The sequence below is a fragment of the Saccharibacillus alkalitolerans genome (genome assembly GCF_011090185.1).
GTDB lineage: Bacteria > Bacillota > Bacilli > Paenibacillales > Paenibacillaceae > Saccharibacillus > Saccharibacillus alkalitolerans.
Map to the genome: position 1 here is coordinate 58,675 of NZ_JAAFGS010000012.1, position 18,144 is coordinate 76,818.

General features: G+C 60.0%; 10 protein-coding genes, 1 pseudogene and 2 riboswitches. All 11 genes and pseudogenes read right to left on the reverse strand.

The features are described 5' to 3' along the window. Nucleotides 1–720 precede the first annotated feature (720 nt). Nucleotides 721–1,974: pseudogene (locus GYN08_RS23865) on the reverse strand (ATP-binding protein); the annotation flags it as partial. Nucleotides 1,975–2,294: 320 nt separating this feature from the next. Beyond that, nucleotides 2,295–6,773: a TerB N-terminal domain-containing protein gene (locus GYN08_RS21950; RefSeq protein WP_166279350.1), complete on the reverse strand. Its 4,479-nt coding sequence runs from the start codon at nt 6,771–6,773 to the stop codon at nt 2,295–2,297. Nucleotides 6,774–7,044: 271 nt separating this feature from the next. Beyond that, nucleotides 7,045–9,096, reverse strand: a complete 2,052-nt coding sequence (locus tag GYN08_RS21955; protein WP_235946440.1) for a methyl-accepting chemotaxis protein — start codon at nt 9,094–9,096, stop codon at nt 7,045–7,047. A 238-nt stretch (nt 9,097–9,334) separates the two neighbouring features. After that, nucleotides 9,335–11,488 carry a serine hydrolase domain-containing protein gene (locus GYN08_RS21960; RefSeq protein ID WP_166279353.1) on the reverse strand — a complete coding sequence of 718 codons (2,154 nt, stop codon included), beginning with the start codon at nt 11,486–11,488 and terminating at the stop codon, nt 9,335–9,337. A gap of 128 nt (nt 11,489–11,616) precedes the next feature. Next, nucleotides 11,617–12,906 carry a sensor histidine kinase gene (locus GYN08_RS21965; RefSeq protein ID WP_206023885.1) on the reverse strand — a complete coding sequence of 430 codons (1,290 nt, stop codon included), beginning with the start codon at nt 12,904–12,906 and terminating at the stop codon, nt 11,617–11,619. Next, complete coding sequence (locus tag GYN08_RS21970) at nt 12,906–13,646, reverse strand: LytR/AlgR family response regulator transcription factor (RefSeq protein ID WP_166279359.1); 741 nt, start codon at nt 13,644–13,646, stop codon at nt 12,906–12,908. The genes GYN08_RS21965 and GYN08_RS21970 overlap by 1 nt, the downstream gene beginning before the upstream one ends. 49 nt (nt 13,647–13,695) lie before the next feature. Further along, complete coding sequence (locus GYN08_RS21975; protein ID WP_166279362.1) at nt 13,696–14,292, reverse strand: hypothetical protein; 597 nt, start codon at nt 14,290–14,292, stop codon at nt 13,696–13,698. Between the two features lie 31 nt (nt 14,293–14,323). Then, on the reverse strand, nt 14,324–14,980 hold the full coding sequence (locus GYN08_RS21980; RefSeq protein ID WP_166279365.1) for a hypothetical protein: 657 nt from the start codon (nt 14,978–14,980) through the stop codon (nt 14,324–14,326). A gap of 114 nt (nt 14,981–15,094) precedes the next feature. Continuing rightward, nucleotides 15,095–15,913 (reverse strand): transglutaminase-like domain-containing protein, encoded by an 819-nt coding sequence (locus GYN08_RS21985; RefSeq protein WP_166279368.1) that lies wholly within the window; start codon nt 15,911–15,913, stop codon nt 15,095–15,097. A 200-nt stretch (nt 15,914–16,113) separates the two neighbouring features. After that, on the reverse strand, nt 16,114–16,932 hold the full coding sequence (locus GYN08_RS21990; protein WP_166279371.1) for a transglutaminase domain-containing protein: 819 nt from the start codon (nt 16,930–16,932) through the stop codon (nt 16,114–16,116). Between the two features lie 13 nt (nt 16,933–16,945). Further along, nucleotides 16,946–17,029, reverse strand: a riboswitch (cyclic di-GMP riboswitch). A gap of 64 nt (nt 17,030–17,093) precedes the next feature. Further along, a riboswitch (cyclic di-GMP riboswitch) is annotated at nt 17,094–17,178 on the reverse strand. A gap of 241 nt (nt 17,179–17,419) precedes the next feature. Further along, entirely contained in the window at nt 17,420–18,076 is a 657-nt protein-coding gene (locus GYN08_RS21995; protein WP_166279374.1) for a class D sortase, read from the reverse strand. Nucleotides 18,077–18,144: the final 68 nt, after the last annotated feature.

Genomic DNA, 18,144 nt, shown 5'->3' on the forward strand with positions numbered 1-18,144 from the left:
AGTCGGCCTAGGCGGCAGAGACGAATCGTCCGAGGCATAACGCTCTCTGCCGTCCCCGTCCCGTTCGGACAGGGAGACCGCGCCCGAACGAACCTCTCCGCTTCTCAGCGTCTCGACATTCTCGCCGCTTTGAAAGCCGCTCCCGCGCGGACGCAGCGGTCCGCCCTGCCCAGAAGCCGCGTCCGCCTCCTTCGCGGACGCGTTCAAGCGCGGACGCTCCCGTTCCGGCGCGTCCCCGGGAACCTCGCCGGCGCCGTAGCCGCCGGCGAACAGATCGCCCCGCCCCGAATAATCCGGGCGGGAAGTTCCGGTTCCGCTCCGGGAAGCGGAACCCGCAGCCGCGGCGGACAGCTCCTCGCCGCTTTCGCCGAAGCCGCTTCCGCGCGGCTTCGGAGGAGCGGACGGCGCGGCGGCCGGCTGCGGACGGCCGGCGGCAGCGCCGCCGCCGGTTTCCGGCGAGGCCGCGCCGGCGCCGTAGCCGCCGTAACCCCGGCCGGCGCCGTAGCTCTGCGCGCCTTCGTCCCGGACCCCGGACATGTCGGCTTCGCCGTAGCCGCCCGATTCGCCGGCTTCGCCGTAGCCGCCCGGTGCGCCGTCTGCCGGATTTCCGGCGCCGACGCGCGCTGCCGTCCCTGCGCCCGAGGCAGAACCTTCGCCTGCGGCAGACCCTCCGCCCAGGTTGTCGAACAAGCCTCCGCTCTGCTGCAGCCGGTTCATCGCTTCCGGCAGCAGCTGATCGAAGCCGCGCTCCGAATACTGATGCATCGTATTGAGCAGATCCATGAAGTCGCGCACGACTTCGCGGGTCGTCAGCAGCGCGTCGGCGCCCATCCGGCCCAGCTCGGACTCCATGAAGCGCATCAGCTGCCGCTGATCGAGCGCCGCGGCGTAGCCGTAATGCGACGCGTGCAGGTCGCGGAGCTTCTCCAGCAGCACGAGAATCTCCGCGTGCGACAGCATCTCCAGCCGCAGGATCGGGCCGGCGTAATGCAGCATGCCCGCCCCTTCGCCGAAGCGTCCCGCCACGAGGCGGGATCTCAGCGCGTCGTAGCTGAACAGCCCGCGCCGCTGGTCTTCCACGAACTGCGGCGTGCCGCCGAGGAAGATGCCCAGATGCTGGGCTTTGCCCTGCATCGTGTCGTTGAAGATCGTCAGCAGCTTCTCGTAGTTGCTCTGCCGCGAGACCGTATTCGTAATTTTATAAAGGTTGACGCCTTCGTCGATAAACAGCAGCAGCCCTTTGTATCCGATGCGGGCCGTGAACTCCGCCCACAGCTTCATGTAGTCGTACCAGTTGTCGTCGTCGATGATGACCCCGACGCCGAGCGCTTTGCGCGCTTCCGTCTTGGTCGGGAACTCGCCGCGCAGCCAGCGCAGGGCGTTCTGCTTCAGCTCGTCGTCGGACATCTTGTAGCCGTTCCAATAAGCGGACAAGACGCGCGCGAAGTCGAAGCCGTGCACCATATGCTCCATATTCCCCGTCACTTCGAAAATGCGGCGCTCCACCTCGACCTGCAGCTTCTCGTCGTCCGGCCGCAGGCCGAGCTCCGCCATCGCCTGCTGCTGGAGCGAGGCGAACCATTTTTGCAGCACCGCTTCCAGCGCGCCGCCGTCCGGGCGGGTCCGCGTGGACAGATGGGTCATCAGCTCGCGATACGTCGCGAGTCCCTGCCCTTTCGTGCCGACGAGGCGCCGCTCCGGCGACAGATCGGCGTCGGCCACGACGAAGTCCCGGTCCATCGCGTAGTTGCGCAGAATCTGGATCAAGAAACTTTTCCCGCTGCCGTACCGGCCCGTAATCAATTTGAACGCCGCTCCGCCTTCGGCCACATTGCCCAACTCGCGCAGCACCGATTCGATCTCGAGCTTGCGCCCGACCGCTATATATTCAAGTCCGATCCGCGGCACTACGCCGGCGCTCAACGAATTTACGAGCGCCGACGAGATCCGCTTGGGGATCTTCGTTTGATTCACGTTCAGTCACCTCCGAATGTTGCCGTGCAAACCCGTTTGCTTCCGGTTTTCCTTCTAAGCTGTCTTCCCTCGAAGTGTTCGTACAGTATCGCTTCACCAAAATATCGAACGCCGCGCGGCATGCCCGGCCGGGCAGGTCCACGGAAAACGGCGCCAAGACAAAAGGCAGGACCGCCGCCGAAGCGGACCGTCCCGCCCACACTATACCACAGACGGTCCTCTTGTTCCGTTCGAAAAAAAAGATCTTTCCGAAGATTTTTCGGCGCGGCGCACTCGGACTCGGACATCGCCGCATGCCGGGCGACCGGCTTCCCCGCCTGCTATCGGCCGCGCAGTCCTTCCAGATTCGGCACGTATTCCTCCAGCACTTCCCCGCCGTCGATCAGCAGATCGCCGATCGTCTCCATCGCCGCTTCGTTGATGCGGTCGATCATCGTCTCCGGCAGTTCGCCGGACGCGCCGGCGATGCCCATGCGCTCGGCATCGCCGGAGCCGAGCAGCACGGCGCGCACCATGTCCCGTTCGGCGGGACCGAGCAGCGCCGCGAACGCCTGCCAGTCCCCGTCGAGCGCGGAAACGTCCCAGCCGCCGGCGTCAGGCAGAGACGACGGTACTCCGGCGTCCGGCGGAGACGACGGCGCTCCGGCAACCCGGAGCCCGTCATCGGGAGCGCCGGAAGTTCCGGCTTCGCCGAATGCCGCGCCGTTCGTCCCTTCTGCGCTTCCGTCAGGGAACGGCGAAGACTCGTCGTCCGCTCCCCGCAGCTCTTTCGAGCCCGGAGATCCGGCTGCTGCGGCGCGTTCGCCCGCGCCGTCGTCCGCCCGTTCTTTCGAGCGAAGTGCCTTCGGCATTTCCGCCGGCTTGGCCGGCGCTTCTTCCGGATCGAACGACAGCGCTCCCGGAACCGGCTCCGCCGGCCACATTCCGCCGCCGTCTTCCGGCAGCTCCAGCATTTCGAAGCCGTCGTATTCGGCGGCTTCCCGGGCGTCTTCCGCCGCTCCGCCCGCCGTCTCCGAAGCATAAGCGGCTTCGTCATCCCTGCCGGAAGAAGTCCCGTTCGCCGTTTCGCCGGCCGAGGCCTCTTCCTCGGCGGAACGACGTTCCGGCCGCGAAGACGGGCCGGCTGCGTTCGCACCCTCGCCCGAAGAAGCGGCGGCCGGCTTTTCCCCTGAGCCGTCCGCCGGGCTTCCGTCCTTCGCGCGCTCGCCCGTCATCAGCTCGCCCGTCAGCATGCGCAGCACTTCATCCGAATCGCGCCGCAGCTTCTCCAGCTCCTCCGGATCGAGCCGGACTTCGGGCCGCTTCGGCGGTTCGGGCGCGGTCCGCTGTTCCGGCGGCAGAAACTCGCGTTCCGCCGCTTCGGCGATCACTCCCGCGATCTCCGGGTCCAGCTTGATGCCGCGCAGCCTGCCGCCGAACTTGAACCGGGCGCGCAGCTCGTTCTCCGTCTGGCGCACCAGCTGCGTCATAAAGTCGCGCAGCTGCGCATGCAGTCCGAGCTTGGGCGCGCGGACCAGATACGTCCGGCCGTACAATTCGGGATCGTACACCGCGCTGCGGAACAGATAGCGTTCCGTAATGCGGATATCGGCTTCGCGGAACAATCCCGTCAGCCGAATGCCGCGCGTGCGGACCAGATGCTCGTCGACCGCGCGCACGATGTGCGGAAGCACGCGCGGCATCGTCTTTTTCCCCGCTTCTTTATAAAAACGGCTTTCCGTCATGTCGTAATCCGACAGCCGCGCGATCAATTCCCAGGTCAGGCCGGCGGGCGTCTCCCCGAAGCGGCGCGCCAGCTCGAGATCCAGCAGTTCGCCCTTGAGCTGGCCGGACGTCTGCTCCAGCGCGGGCGATTCCGGCAGATCGAGCGCGTGCACCAGCGCGAATTCGCGCACCCAATCGGCCATGTAGCCGTCGAGGCGGCGGAAACGGGCCCGGTAGCTTTCCCAGACGCGGATCATGGCTTCCATGCCGTCCTGCGGCTGCTCCCAGCCTATGCCGTTGATCAATTCATAGATGTAAATGAACAAATACGACAGATCCGTCTCGACCTTTTCGCCGCGGCGGAACTCGCTTCTCCAGTAGAAGTACCACTGTTCCTGTTCCGGCTTCATGGCCGCATAGGTCGGCCAGTAACTCGAAAACGGCACAAACGGAACTTCCGACTCTGTCCGGTCCGCGTTTTCCCTCGCCCGGCGCACGAATTCGCGCTCGGCGGACTGCTGCTGCACCGGCCGCACCGGCCGCGCTTCCGCTCCGCCGCGAGCCGGAGGCCGGCGGCCCGCAAGCGGCAGCGAAGGCGAGCGCTCCGGCTCCGGACGCGACGTCCGCGTATCGCGGGGATCGGGCTCTTGGCCGCTTCCCGCGATTCCGCCTGCTTGGCGCGGAGGAATCGCCAGACCTTTGCGGGTCGGCGCTTCCGGCAGCACCCGGGGCTCGTCGACAAACATTTCGGCCATGCCTCCGGCTTCCTTGCGCCAGGACGGAAGCTTGAAATCCGGCACGCCGCGAAGCGGCGGACGGGCGCCAAGCGTCGGCGTCCCCTTGTCCGGATCGAACAGCAGGAAGCCGCGCGTCAGCGAATCGTACAGCTTCAGCAGCCGAATCTGCACGGCTCGAACCCGCGCATCGTTCATATGCCCTTCGTCGGAATAAACCGAGATTCGCACTCTCGCTTCGGCGGAGTCGAGCCGCGCGAACGGACGGGTCTCGTCCGAGCGGACGAAGGTGTCCGGCTCCAGCAGCAGCAGAATATCCGCGCGCAGCTTCTCCTCGAAATCGGCGCGCTGCAGCAGCGAGGACGGCACCAGAATCAAGCCTCCGCCGCCCAACGGGCCGACAGCCTTCGCGGCCGCGCCGCTCTCCGCCGAATCGGCGCCGCCCGAAGCGTCGGCCCAAGCCCCGCCGGCATCCGGACGCGCCCCCCGGGGAGGCAGCGGAATGCTTCTTCCGCCGTCCGATCCGGACGATTCTTCGCCCTCGTCCGCCCAGCGCTGCAGGCGCGCGATCGCATCCCCGGCGCTTTCCGAGCCGAGGCTCCCCCCGGCCGCGGAATGCCTGCCGCCTCCGGCAGATTCGGCGGCTTCCGCTTCGCTGCCGCCCAGGGGTTCGCGGGCATCCGTACGGACGGAACCGGAATCCGGTCCTCCGAAAGACGATGCTTCTTCCGCGCCCGGCATCACCGCTCCGGCCCTGCCGGCCGCTTCGGCCAATTCCGCCAGCAGCTCGCGCCGTCCCGCGGCGACCAGCCGGCAGTCCGGGAACGCGGCGAGCGTCTCCGCCGCAAAGGCCCCCAGCTCCGCCAGCCACCGCCCGGCTCCTCCGTGCAGGCCGCCGTTCATGCCCCAGCCGGCCAGGTAGCGCAGATGCGCCAGCGCCGGCCGCTCTTCGCCGGCCTCCGCGGGCTTCGGCCCTTCGAGCGCCAGCGGCAGCTCCCCGGCCGCGTTCTCTCCCGGCAGCCCGATCCGCTGCCGGTAAGAGAAGCCGGCCGAGATCAGGCCGGCCGACCCTCCGCCCGCGCCGTGCTCGCGCAGGCTCCGGGCGAATTCCGGCGCCTCGAGGTCGATCCATCCGTCCTCGAGCCGCAGATACCGACGCCCCGTCGTCCAGGCGTCGGTGAGCTCGGCGGCCGTGAAGCGCCGCCCGCCCGCGCTCAGCACGGGCTCGGCGCGCACGACGCCCACGCCGCGCGCCATGACGGGGCCGCCGCGGAGCGACCAGCTCCAGTCGGCCGCGTCGTAGAGCCTGTGCAGGTCGCGGAACTTCGCCGCGGCCTCCCCCGTCACCAGCGGCCCCCATTCGCGTTCGGCGAGGCGGGCGAATTCCGCCAGCTCGGTCCCGCGCGCCGTGCCGCCGGATTCGGAGCCGAACAGGCGGCGCACCGTCTCCGTCTCCATGGAGGGGCGCATGAAATAACGCTCCGATCCTCCCGGCTCGGAAGCTTCCGGCAGCGCTTCAAGCACGGGCTCGGCCGGAAGCCCGGTTTCCGCCGCGCGCGGAACGCCCGGGTCCGCTTCGCCGGCCCAAGCGCCGCCTTCGGCTTGTTCGCCTGCCGGGTCCGACTCGGCGCCGCCTAAGGCGCCGATCCCGTCCGTTCCGGACGCTTCCAGCACATAACCGTGCAGCCCTGCCAGGCGCAGCACATCGGCTCCCCCGGATACCCTGATCGTCGCATGCTCCTCGCCGCAGTCCGTGATCTCCAGCCGTCCCGCGGGTTCCGGCGAATATTCGATCGCGCTGCTTACCGGCAGCCCGCGTCCTCGCATGGCCGGGATCGCCCGGACCAGCAGTTCTTCCCATTCGTCCGTTTCGATTCGCCGACCGATCCAGTCCAGGTCGTCTTCTTCGAAGCCCGGCATATCGATCAGCTCGTAACCGGCGTCGACGAAGCGCCCGAGCCAGCCGGGCTCCAAATACAGCGCCCCTTCCGGCAGCCGGCCGATCAGCGAAGAACGCTCGCCGTCCAGGAAAAACGTAAGGCCGCGCGAATCGTCGGCTTCCGCCATCATCGCCAGTTCGACTTCGTCGCCCATGTGCAGATGCAGCCCGGGAGCGTCGCCGCGCCCGATCGCCTTCAGCAGCGTGTCGCGCACGACAAGCACCCGGGAAGCGCGGATCGGCGTCTCTTCCCGGTTCAGCCGATACTCCGGCAGCATATAGCGCGGCAGCGGCGTCAAGGCGTCGCGCAGCAGCACGGGACCTTCCCCGTCCGTCGCGCTCAGCCAGAACTTGCCCCCGCCGTCCGCGCTCAGGTATAAGTGATACGAATAAGGTGCCGACCTTGCGAAAAAATCGCTCATTTCGCTTCCCTGTCCCCCTTTCCCGGCCCTCCGCGCAGCTGCGCCGATAACGGGCTTTCCTGAATTTTCGATTCGTTCATTATATCATCGTTTGCCTATGCATGAACGGTTTTCGGCTATAAAAGACAAGGAATCGATCCGTGACAGCAGGCGAACGCGGCTGCTTTTTTCGCAAGCGGCGGCGTTTGTCTTTTGCGCAAAAAAAAGACTCCGCCTTCTCTTTCGAAGAGAACGGCGAAGTCTTTTCCGAGGATCCGAACGAACATCCGAATCAGAGTTTGAACTGGCGGATGATTTGATTGAGGCGATCCGCGCTGTCGTTTGTTTTCTGCGCTTCGCCGGCAATGCCGTTCGCTTTGCTTACGACATCGGCCGTCTTGTCGGCAATCTCTTCCGTTCCTTCCGCCGATTCGTTGTTGGACGCGGAGATTTCGTTAATGGCCTTCGCCAGATTTTGCACGGATGCGCTCAACTGCTCGCTGGTCGCGCTGAATTCGGACACCATCCGATCCATATAGGTCGCGTCGTTCAAGTAGGACTCGCTCGTCTTGCTCATCATCGCGTAATCTTCGGCTATGCCGCCCGTCAGCAGATCCACGAGGCGCTGCGTGAAATGCTGAAGATTGCCTACGGAATCCGTCACGTTGCCGGTGATCGTCTGAATTTGGCCCACCGTTTCCTTGGAAGCGTCGGCCAGCTTGCGAATTTCTTCGGCGACGACCGCGAATCCTTTGCCCGCCTCGCCGGCTCTCGCGGCTTCGATCGAAGCGTTAAGCGCCAGCAAATTCGTTTGCTTCGTAATTTGCAGAATGGATTCGCTCAGTTCCTTGATCGTATCGACCGATTTGGACTTTTCCAGCGCTTCGTCCAGGCCCGACTTCACTTCCGCGTATACGCTCGACGTATCGGCGATCGATTTTTCCAAAGCGACCTTCAGCTCTCCCGCGCGCTTGCTGATCACGGCCGCTTCTTCCGCGCCTTCTTGAGCGCCTTTGGCAATCGATTCGATCGCTTTTTCGAATTCGTCGGTGGACGCATTGATCTGCTGCGCGGAAGCGGCCGTCTGTTCCATGCCCGCGGACATGTTCTGCGTCGTTGCCGCCACATCCTGCAGCTCCTTGTCCATATCCGCGAACATGACGTTCACGGTGCTGCTGACCTTTTTGAGGTAGGCCGATTCTTGATTGACCGATTGAATGACTTTTTGCGTATTTTCCTGCATTTTGTTCATCGAACGAATCAGCACGCCCGTTTCGCCGGCGCTCTTCTCGTATTTCCGCGGCAGCACTTGGGAGAAGTCTCCCTGCGACATGATCTCCAACTGCTCGGACGCCGCGCGGATCGGTCGAACGATGCTGCGGACCGCCAGGAAAAGAACGGCTAAAGCAATCAGCAGCGTGACGACGGTAATGACGCCCATCGTCGTCAGCATGCCGTACAAGTCGTTCATGTAGCCGCTGACCGGCAGAAGGGTTACCACGTTCATCCGAAGAACTTCGTCTTTGACGAAAGAGGTCAGGTACCGGACTCCGTCGATCGTGACGTAGCCCGTCCCGTTCGGAGCTTCGGCAATGCGCGTAAGTCCCTCTTCGTTGTTCAATTTGGTAAAGTCCGTTTTGAGGACCTGGTCGGCATCCCGGGACGCGATGACCAGCCCCTTTTCATCCGTAATGACCGTCGTGATGATTTCCTCGCTGTCCTGTTCCGTAATTTCGCCCAGCAGAACGTTTACGTTCAGCGGAAGGGCGAACACGCTCAGGACTCGGCCGGTCGCCGGGTCTTTGACGGGGGCCGCTATGGCGATGGCGGGCAGCCCCGTAACCGGCGAAGTTTGCAGCTCGCCCACCAGGGGGCCGTCGCTTTCCAGAGCGGGTTTGTACCACGGCGACGTCGAAAACATGTCCGCGCCCTGGGATTTTCCGGACAGACCGTCCACGTAAACTTTGTCTTGATAAGTGAAAAAGATATTTTCGTACAATCCGTTCGATTGATTCAATTTCTCGCCGAGATTGCTTTGAATGCGGGCAAAACCGGCCGTGTCCGTCACGCCCGTCTCGCCGAGCTTTTTGAAAAAGTCGATATTGTAGATTTCTTTGGAAACCGAATCGACCAAGTCCTGCTGCCCCGCCACGGCCATTTGAAGCTCGGTTGCTTTTTCATGGGCGACCCGCGTTAAGGAACTCGTGTTCATCGTCTCGTAGGAACGGGCCGTCATATATCCGATAGCCGTGATGGATACGGCCATTGATACGGCGATACACAAAGCGACAATAGACAAAATACGCAAAAACAAGCTTTCGGTCATATTCCGAAATAACTTCATGACAGTGCCGGTCTCCTTAGATCAAATTTTCAATACGCAGCAGCGATAAGACGGTTGAATGAATTTTCGCATACATGGCTGTATCTATTTTTCGACATTCTGCCCGAAGATTTGTATACTTTTTTACATTTCCTGAAACTTTGTTCCTTTCGCCGCTTCCTCACGCAAAAATAACCGGTTCCCATTATGCGATCGGGAACCGGCTGTTCATGAACTTTGCGCGGCATCGTTTCTTTTTTTATTTTCGCTCCAGCTTCACCTTCAGCGCATCTCCCGCCTTGCCTCCGAACACGACCAAGCCGCCTTCCGGCAGAACCGCCGTTTTCGAACCGCTCGCGGCCGAGATTTCGACCGGCGCGCCGGTCTTGTCGTAAACGGCGAAGCCTGCGCCTTCAGGGAAATCCGACGTCAGCGTTTTGCCCGCCGCGGCCGCCGGGATTTTGAACCAGCGCACGCTGCCGGAAGCGGGGATCGTCACGACGGAAGAGCGTCCGGCGTAAAGCGGGCCGATTCCGTCTTCGCTGACGTACGTCCGTCCGTCGGCCTGCAGATATTCGACGCCGCCCTGACGGGTAAATGTCAGATCAAACGTGTCTCGGCCGTTCATGACCGGAATCTCCGCGGCGTTGACCGCATGATCTTTATCGACGATTTTCGTGCCGTTGGCGTAGCCGCCTTCTTTTTCGAACGCGATCTTCTTGGTCAGAATCGACGGCGAGATATAAAAGAGGGAATTGATCTTCTCGTCGAGCGCGTAGTACGTTTTGCCGTCGCGCTTCGACCAAGCTGCGGCCGCTCCTTTTTCAAGACGGTTGTCGTCCAGCTTCTGGGCTTCGTAGAACGCCATCCGCGTCCCGCCGATTCCTTCCATTTCGATATCGCTGCGAACGCGGAGATACGTATGCCCGTTGGTCTGCTCGTCGAAAGCCAGTACGGTGCGTCCGTCTTCGCTCGTGAACTCTCCCGATCCGGTGTAGACGTACGTCTGCTCCGGTATCATGCCGCTCATCATCGCCGGCATCTTCGTTTCCCCGTCGTTCAACGAGATTCGGCGCGTCTCGCCCACCGTTCCGTATAAACCGGCGTATTTCTTCATGTCCGCCGGCATATCCGTCTTCACGGGCTTTTTGTAGGTCGGAGCCGGCAGCACGTTCGCGATCTTCCCGCTCTGCTTCAAGTATTCCAGCAGCACGTCGGTCGCGGCCGCCGTGTTGTACAGGGACGAACCGCCGGAAGTGAGAAACGCGATCGAAATGTCGTCGTCCGGCAGGGAGATCAGCGCGGAATGGTACATGATCGTATCCCCGCCCTTGGTCGCCGCGCGGATACCGTACTCGCCGAACGGATCGAGATCGACGGAATCCCAGCCGAGTCCGTAGCCGAACGCGTTTTTCGTTTCCGGTACCCAGACGCCTTTGCGGTATTCCGGCTGAAGCATGGCTTCGACCGATTGTTCGGACAGCAGCTCCGGGTGCTCGCCCGTCAGCACGTCTCCGAACAGCGTCAGCTCCTCCGCGTTCGAATACACGCCCCCGGTGCCGAGAATGTTCGCGTTCTCCGGCGGCAGAGCCTTCGGCATGCCCGGCAGGCGGATCGGCTCAAGCGCGCCGCGGTCGAACTCGTCCATCGGCGTTCGGGTAAAGTTCAGCTTCAGCGGATCGCCGACGCGCTGGCGCAGGAACTCGCTGTAGTCCATGCCGCTCACCCGCTCGACCAGCAGCTCCAGCAGTTGGAACCCGTCGTTGGCGTATACCGAATATTCGCCCGGATCGGACTTTAGGCGCTGCACGCTCAGGTTCGCCAGCAGGCTGTCGTAATTCTGCGAATCGTTGTCGCCGAGCAGCATGCTGTTTTTGTAATGCGAGCCGTACAGGCCGGCCGAATGGTTCATCAGCATGCGCGGCGTGATCTCTTTGTAACGCTCGTCGGTCATTTTGAAGTCGGGGATGTACTCGGTCAGCGGACGGTCGATCTCGATCTTCCCGTCGTCCGCCAGCATCATCGCCGCGGCGGTTACGTACATTTTGCTGACCGAACCGACGCCGAACATGCTGGTTTTGCCGATCTCCCGCTTCCCGCCGTTGTCGTCCAACGTCGTTCCGCCGGACAGTACGATCTTCCCTTTATCGCGGATCGCGTACTGCGCCCCGGTCACGCCGTAATTTTGGATCAGCGCGTCCACCATTGCCTGCGCCTTGACCCGGGCCGCATTCGGCGCCTCGGACCGAGCCGCAGCAGCCGGATCCGCCTTCTCCGCAGCCGCCGATGCCGGAGCTTCCGCTCCCCGCGCCGCCCCTCGTCCTTCCGCTATCGGCAGCGCCAGCAGGACGGCCGCCATGGCGGCCGCGCTGCCCTTTTTCCATCTGTCTTTCCTCTTGTTCGATCGGTTCATGCGTATTCCCCTTCCTTCTGCTCAGATTCAATCCATGGCCTCAGCATAGCGGAAATGCGCGTTTCCTTTTTATAAAAGCGCCGAAACGCAAAAAAAGACCCCTGAACGACATGTTCAAGGGCCGATTTTCATTCGGGAAAAGGCAGCATGACCATATTGTCGAACATGCGGTTGTCCGTCTCGATCGTCATATGGCCGCCGTATTTGTCGCAGATCCGCTCGATGTTGGTCAAGCCGAAACCGTGGTTGTCGGGGTCTTCCTTGCGGCTGCGCAGATCGTCCACTTCCCGCTCCGTGCGGTTGCGCACCCGGATGAACAGCGCCGCTTCGCTCGAACGGATCTGAACGCGGATATGCCGGTCTTCGGCGACCCGGACAAGCTTGGACGCTTCCACGGCGTTGTCCAGCATATTGCCGAGCACGACGCACAGGTCATAGCGTTCGATCGGCAGCTCCGGCTCCCGCAGGCCCAGCTCCGTATCCACGCGGATTCCGCTCGCCCCGGCGACGTTCAGCGCGTTGGTCACCAGCGCGTCGACGACCAGGTTGCCGGTATTCACTCTCCGGTAAGCATTGTCGATCTCGCTGAGCGTCGTCTTGATATGTTCGCGCGCCTCCTCGCTGCGGCCCCGCTCGATATATTCGGCCGCGACGAGCAGATGCTTGTTCGTGTCGTGGATGATGCGCTTGATCTCTTTGAAGCTGTGCACCGTTTTCTCGTAATTGGCGTCTTGATAGTCCATCTGGCTCTGCAGCCGGTCGTTCTGAAGCGTCAGCCGGAACCGGGCGATGAGCGTATCGAGCATATAGACGACCAGCACGTTCAGCACGATAAACCCGAACACGGACAGAAAGTAATGTACGTTTTTCTCGCCGTAGACCGTGAGCACGTTCACCAGATAGATGCTGATCAGCGGCACGCACAGAAACAGCAGCGAATAGCGCGATTCCAGCGGAAAACGGCGTCTTTTCGCCACGAGCCGGATCGCCTGAATGACCGCGAACATAATCATGCAGCCGATCGGCAGCGTCGTCGCCAGCAGAATGCGCTCGGACAGGCCCGCGGGCTCCGGATCGCTCGGCTGAAGGGAAGGATGGAGCAGATAGACCAAAATGAGGTTCACGAACGTCAGCAGCACCGCGTATAAAATGGCGAACATCGCTTTGAGCTTCTGCGACACGCCGTAACCCTGCGCATACAAAAAAATGATCGCCAGCGCCGCGGCCGAAGACGCCAGATCGGACAGCTCGAACGTCAAATACAGGAAAGTCAGCGGCAAAAAAGCGGCGGCCCAGTACTTCTTGTCCCTCCTGCTCTTCTCCCGGCCGAAGACGGAATTGAAGTAGAAGTTGACCTGCACGGCCATGACCAGCGTCGTGCCGAGATTCAGCAGCGTCAGCAGCAGCGGACTCTCCATCATTCGGCCCTCGCGACCATGAATTTGGTGCAGGCGTCCTTCACTTCCTTGATCTTCGAGCGGCCGATCGGCAGCTCCATGCCGTTCGACATGACGACCCTTCCGCCGGCAAATTTATGCACATGGGATAAGTTGATCAGAATCGAGCGATGAATCTGCAGGAAACGCCCGCCTTTCAGCGACTCCGCATAACCCGAAATCAGCCCCCGGCCGTCATGGACCTCGCGGGTCGTGGTGATTTTCAGCTTATTTTTCACGGTCAGGCTCTTGGCGGCTTCGATGGCGATAATCTCGTCCTGATGCAGCACCAGCTCGCCTTCCGCGGACTTCACGATGAGAATATCTCGTTCTTTTTCCTCGAAGTAGCGGCACAGCTTGAGCATTTTCTCCTCGAACACGCCCGGATCTACCGGCTTGAGCAGATACTGGAACGTCATGACGTCGAAGCTGTCCAGCATGTATTCCGCGTAGCTCGTCAAAAAAACGATCTGTTCGCTCAGACGCTTCCTGTCCCGGAGCCTGTGCGCGGTCTCGATGCCGGTCAATCCGCTCATCTCTATATCGAGAACCCAGATATGAAAAGGTTCCCCGCCCTCTTCGTAATGCTTCAGCAGTTCCTCGCCCGAAGCGAACAGGGACGTATCGAAGTCGATGCCCGACTTTACGGACAGATCGAGCAGCATGCGCCGGACTTCCTCCCTGCGCGGCCGCTCGTCGTCGCAAACGGCGATGCGGTACATACGGCGTTCCTCCTGTGCTTTTTTCTTCTCATTATACGAGGAAGCGGGCTCAAGAAGAAGAATCGGGACCGCTTATCCCCCACCGGGCGCCTTCTTTTCCGCTTTCGAACGCCTTGCGCAGCCGCCCAAGCACATGCTCGGCCTGCTCCGCGTCGCTCGCTTCGCCGGTCACGAACCAGTTCCGCTCCGCGGCCGCCTTTTCCGTCTGAGGCTCCTGCATCCAGAACTGCATCCGTTCGAAATCTTCATCGAACCAGATCAGGGCGCTCCTCGTCTCGTTTCCCATCACGCCGCTCGGCTGTCGGTCCGTATACAGCAGACTCGCCATGTAAATGCCGCCGCTTCGGAACGAGATAAGAGGCTTGGAAACCGAAGTTCGGCTCCCGTCCGTCCATTCCGACTCGCCGACCGTGATTTTCACGTTGAACTCGGGCTCGCGCAGCAGCTTGCGGTAGACTTCACCTTTAACGTGAATCGTCGTCGGCCGGGGCGAGTCCCCGTCGGCCGCTCCTTTTCCGTCCTGCACATGTTCGACCGTCAGCATGGCCGGAATCTCTTTGTCGATCTGCTTCGGAAACGGATACTCCCATAGGAAGACGCCCAAAACAATAACCAAGAAAATAGCGATGACATGCGTCGTTTTCATTCGTTCCGCTCCCTTCAACGTTCCGCCCGTCTCACTCCTCTACCTTTTCTTCTCCGAGAGGGAGGTCCGGACCCGGAACGGTCGCATAATTCTGTCTGTTTTCTCCCTTGATCGTAAGGCTGAACTTCTCGCGCATTCGTGTCAGCACTTCTTGGGCCTGCTCCGCGTTGTCCGCCTTTCCGGTCACGAACATTCTGCGGAAGTCCCCCGGCTTGTCTTCCATCCACTCTCCTGCGGAAGCCAGAATATGCACGTTGTCGAAATCTTCTTCGAACCATACCGTCACGAGTTTGCTCTTGTTTTCGGGTGCGGCGCCCGGTTCGGAATTCTTATAGCCGACGACGCCCATATAAGGCCCGTCTTTGGAAGGCGCGTCTTTGTCGAAAAGAATATAAGGGTACGTGATCTCATGGTCTTTCATTCCTGGGAATGCGTCGACCGTAATTTCCACCTTGAACTTGGGCGTGCGAAACAATCTTCGATAGACCCCGCCCTTGACGTGAATCATAGTCGGTTCGCTTGTATAGGACATCGCTTCGGACGAAGATTCGGTGCCCCGGTCCGGTTCGTCGGCAATCGACAGGACGGCCGGAATGTCCTTGTCGATCTGCTTGGGGAAGGTGTTCTCCCACAGAAAAATACCTAAGCCGAGAATCAAAAAGAACCCGACCACATACTTTGTTTTCATTGGCTCTCGCCCCCTCTTCCTTTTTCTAACGCTTCCTCGGCAGGCTTCGTCTTGTTTTTCGCAAAAAAAAGAACTTCGCCGTCAAGGCGAAGCTCCCGGTTTCTTCTATATGAATCAGTACACTTTTTGCGCACTGTACTTTTTGGCGTCTTTGGCGAACGGAATATTTTTGCCGGCTTTTTTGTACGCGGCGTCGACCGTCGAATCGACGACCACCCATTTTCCGTTCAAGTAAATCTCGTTCCAAGCATGGTACTCTTTCACGTAAGTCGTTTTGCCCATCACCAATTTTGTCGGAATGCCCGAACTTCTCAGCATAACGGCCATCAGGGACGAATAATCGTAGCAGATGCCTTTTTTGGATGCGAGCGTGCTGTCCGCCGAAGGAAGGTAGACGCCGCCCAGCGCTTTCGCTTTGGCGTAGTCGTATTTGATATTCGTTGCGACGTAGTTATGAATGGCCTGCGCTTTCGCCTGATCGGTTTTTTTGCCGGCCGTCAGCTTTTTGGCCATTGCCACAGCGTTTTTGGAGTCTTTCCAATTGACGTTCTGCACCGAACCGAGAAATACTTTCTTGGCGTTTTGGGAGCTCAGGTTAACGGAAGCGGAATCGATCTTCTTGTAGCTGGTGCCGCCCACGTTCTCGAGCAGCGCGACTTCGTAAGCGCCGCTGCCGGACTGAAGGGGGAACGTTTGAGTTTTGCGGGAAGCGTTCAGGTCGTAAGTGTATACCTTGCTTGCTTTGGTAATCATGACTTTGACGCGCTTGGACGTTCCGCCGTTGTAGCGAACTCCCACGGTTCCCTGCTGCAGGGAAGAGGTGTCGATCCACGAAGCGTCGGCCGACGCGGCCGATGCGGAATCCGAAAAATTCGGCGTCAAGCAGGCTGCCAAGCTAAGGGCAAGCGTGATCTTCAAAATCCATCTATACATAAAAGTAAGCTCCTCTCAAGCCGGTTTGCTTTTTTCGTTTGGTTAGGTTCGGGCTGCTGCGTCCCTGTTTTTTATAACGGCAGACCGAAAAACCCCCGACTGAGAGACACGTCCTATTTTTCACAAATTTTAGAAAAAATAAAAATCCCCGTCTAGGAAACGGGGATCGGATCGATTTCATTGGGATGGGACTCTTTGGGTCAATATACTTTTTGTGCGCTGTACTTGTTCGCCTGCTTGGAGAATTCGATCGTTTTGCCGGCCTGCTTGTAAGCCGCGTCGACCGTCGCATCGACGATGACCCATTTGCCGTCCAGGTAAACTTCGTTCCAGGCATGGTATTCTTTCACATAGGTCGTATTGCCCATAACCAATTTAGCTGGAACGCCCGAGCTTCTGAGCATCACGCCCATCAGGGAAGCATAGTCGTAGCAGATGCCTTTTTTGGAAGCCAGCGTGCTGTCGGCCGAAGGAATGTAGACGCTGCCGACCGATGCCGCCAATTCGTTGTCGTACTTGATATTCGAGACGACATAGTTGTAGATAGCCTGTACTTTTTCTTTATCCGTGTTCTTGCCCGCCGTCAGCTTGGCAGCGAGAGCCGTCGCGCTTTTGGCGTCTTTCCAATTGACGTTCTGTACGGAGCCGAGGAACACTTTCGCTTCGCTGTCTTTGCTGAGTTCGACGGAAGTCGAATCGATTTTTTTATAGCTGGTTCCGCTCGTATTCTCCAGCAGCGTCACTTCGTAAGAACCGGCGCCGGACTGCAAAGGGAATGTTTCGCTTTTTTTCGCGGTGTTCAGGTCGTACGTATATACGGTGCTGGCTTTGGTGATCATGACTTTGACTCGTTTGGAGGTATTTGCGCTGTAGCTGACTCCGATCGTACCTTGTCCCAGGTAAGACGTATCGAGCCAGGAAGCGTCCGCGGAAGCGGCGGATGCCGGTGCGACGGCCGCGGGCGCCAAGCCGGCAGCCAAGCAAAATGCGAGGGTGGTCTTCAGAATCCATTTGCGCATGGATAAAACTCCTTTCGGCGGCTGGCTGCCAACCCGTGCGGGTAAGGCCCTTTAGCTTTGCGTCCCTGTCTTTCGAGCAGGTTTGCCTTTATCGTTTTAGTCTTATCTTTCAAGGTTTGTGCCCGGGGCACGAAATGCGGATATACAAAAAAGCCTTGTCTTTCGGCGGCTGGCTGCCAACCCCTCGAGGGTAAGGCCCTATAGCTTTGCGCCCCTGTCTTTCGAGCAGGTTTGCCTTTATCGGGAAAAGCTTCTAGTTACATAGTATCATATAAAAGTCATTTAGCAAGGAGGGTTTTTTCCTGCTATAGACCTGTTTCAAACGAAACAAGGACAAAGGAACGAGCCCGTTTCGCTTTTTCGGCCAGCAACCTATATATCGTCAAAAAGGCGGCTTTTCATAAATGAATTTATTGTGAACAAAAAAAAACACTCTCCCTAAGGGGAGAATGGACTTGGGTGCCGCCTTAAGCGGGCAGGCGGAATGCTAGCTTTTTAAAACGGCATGAACGATCAGGCGATGCGTCGGATTAATCATCGGATCGCAGGTAATCAGCGTCAACGCGGTTTGTCCTTCGGTCGGATTGAGCACCTCTACCTGGGTAGGTTCGACGATATGAATCTTATCCACTTCGTACACGTACGTCTTTCCGCCCTGGTCGATCTCGATCGTGTCGCCGACCTTCGCCTCGCCAAGCCGATTGAAGAGCCTGCCGGTCTTATGCGCGCGGTGAGCGGCAACGGCCATATTGCTGTCTTCGAATCCGGCAAATCCCGTTCCGGTCACATGCACGGCCGCGCTTTTCATATTCGCTTTGGTTGCGCCTTCCACAATCGGAAGCTTGATGTCGAGCTTATCGTATCGGATAATCCCGAGCAGCTCTCCGTCTTTCACCGAGTCGGCATCGAGCGCTTCCCCGTCTTCTTCGCCGTCTTCTCCTTCATCCAGCAAATTCGAAATTTTGCGGTAGTCCGGTACGGCGGCTTCGCTCGATACCCGGGCGAGATCCAGCGGCTTTCCGCTTTCGACTTCGGCTTCTTTGAGCAGTTGAGCCTGGGCACGATCATCCAGCCAGTTATTCACGGTGGGATAGAGCATGATACAAAGTCCCAACAGCATAATGACGTATGACCATTTTTTCAAAGCCTTTCCTCCTTATATGCGCAAATCCATAATCGACCGGCAAGCGAACTTGTCATGATCCTTTTATA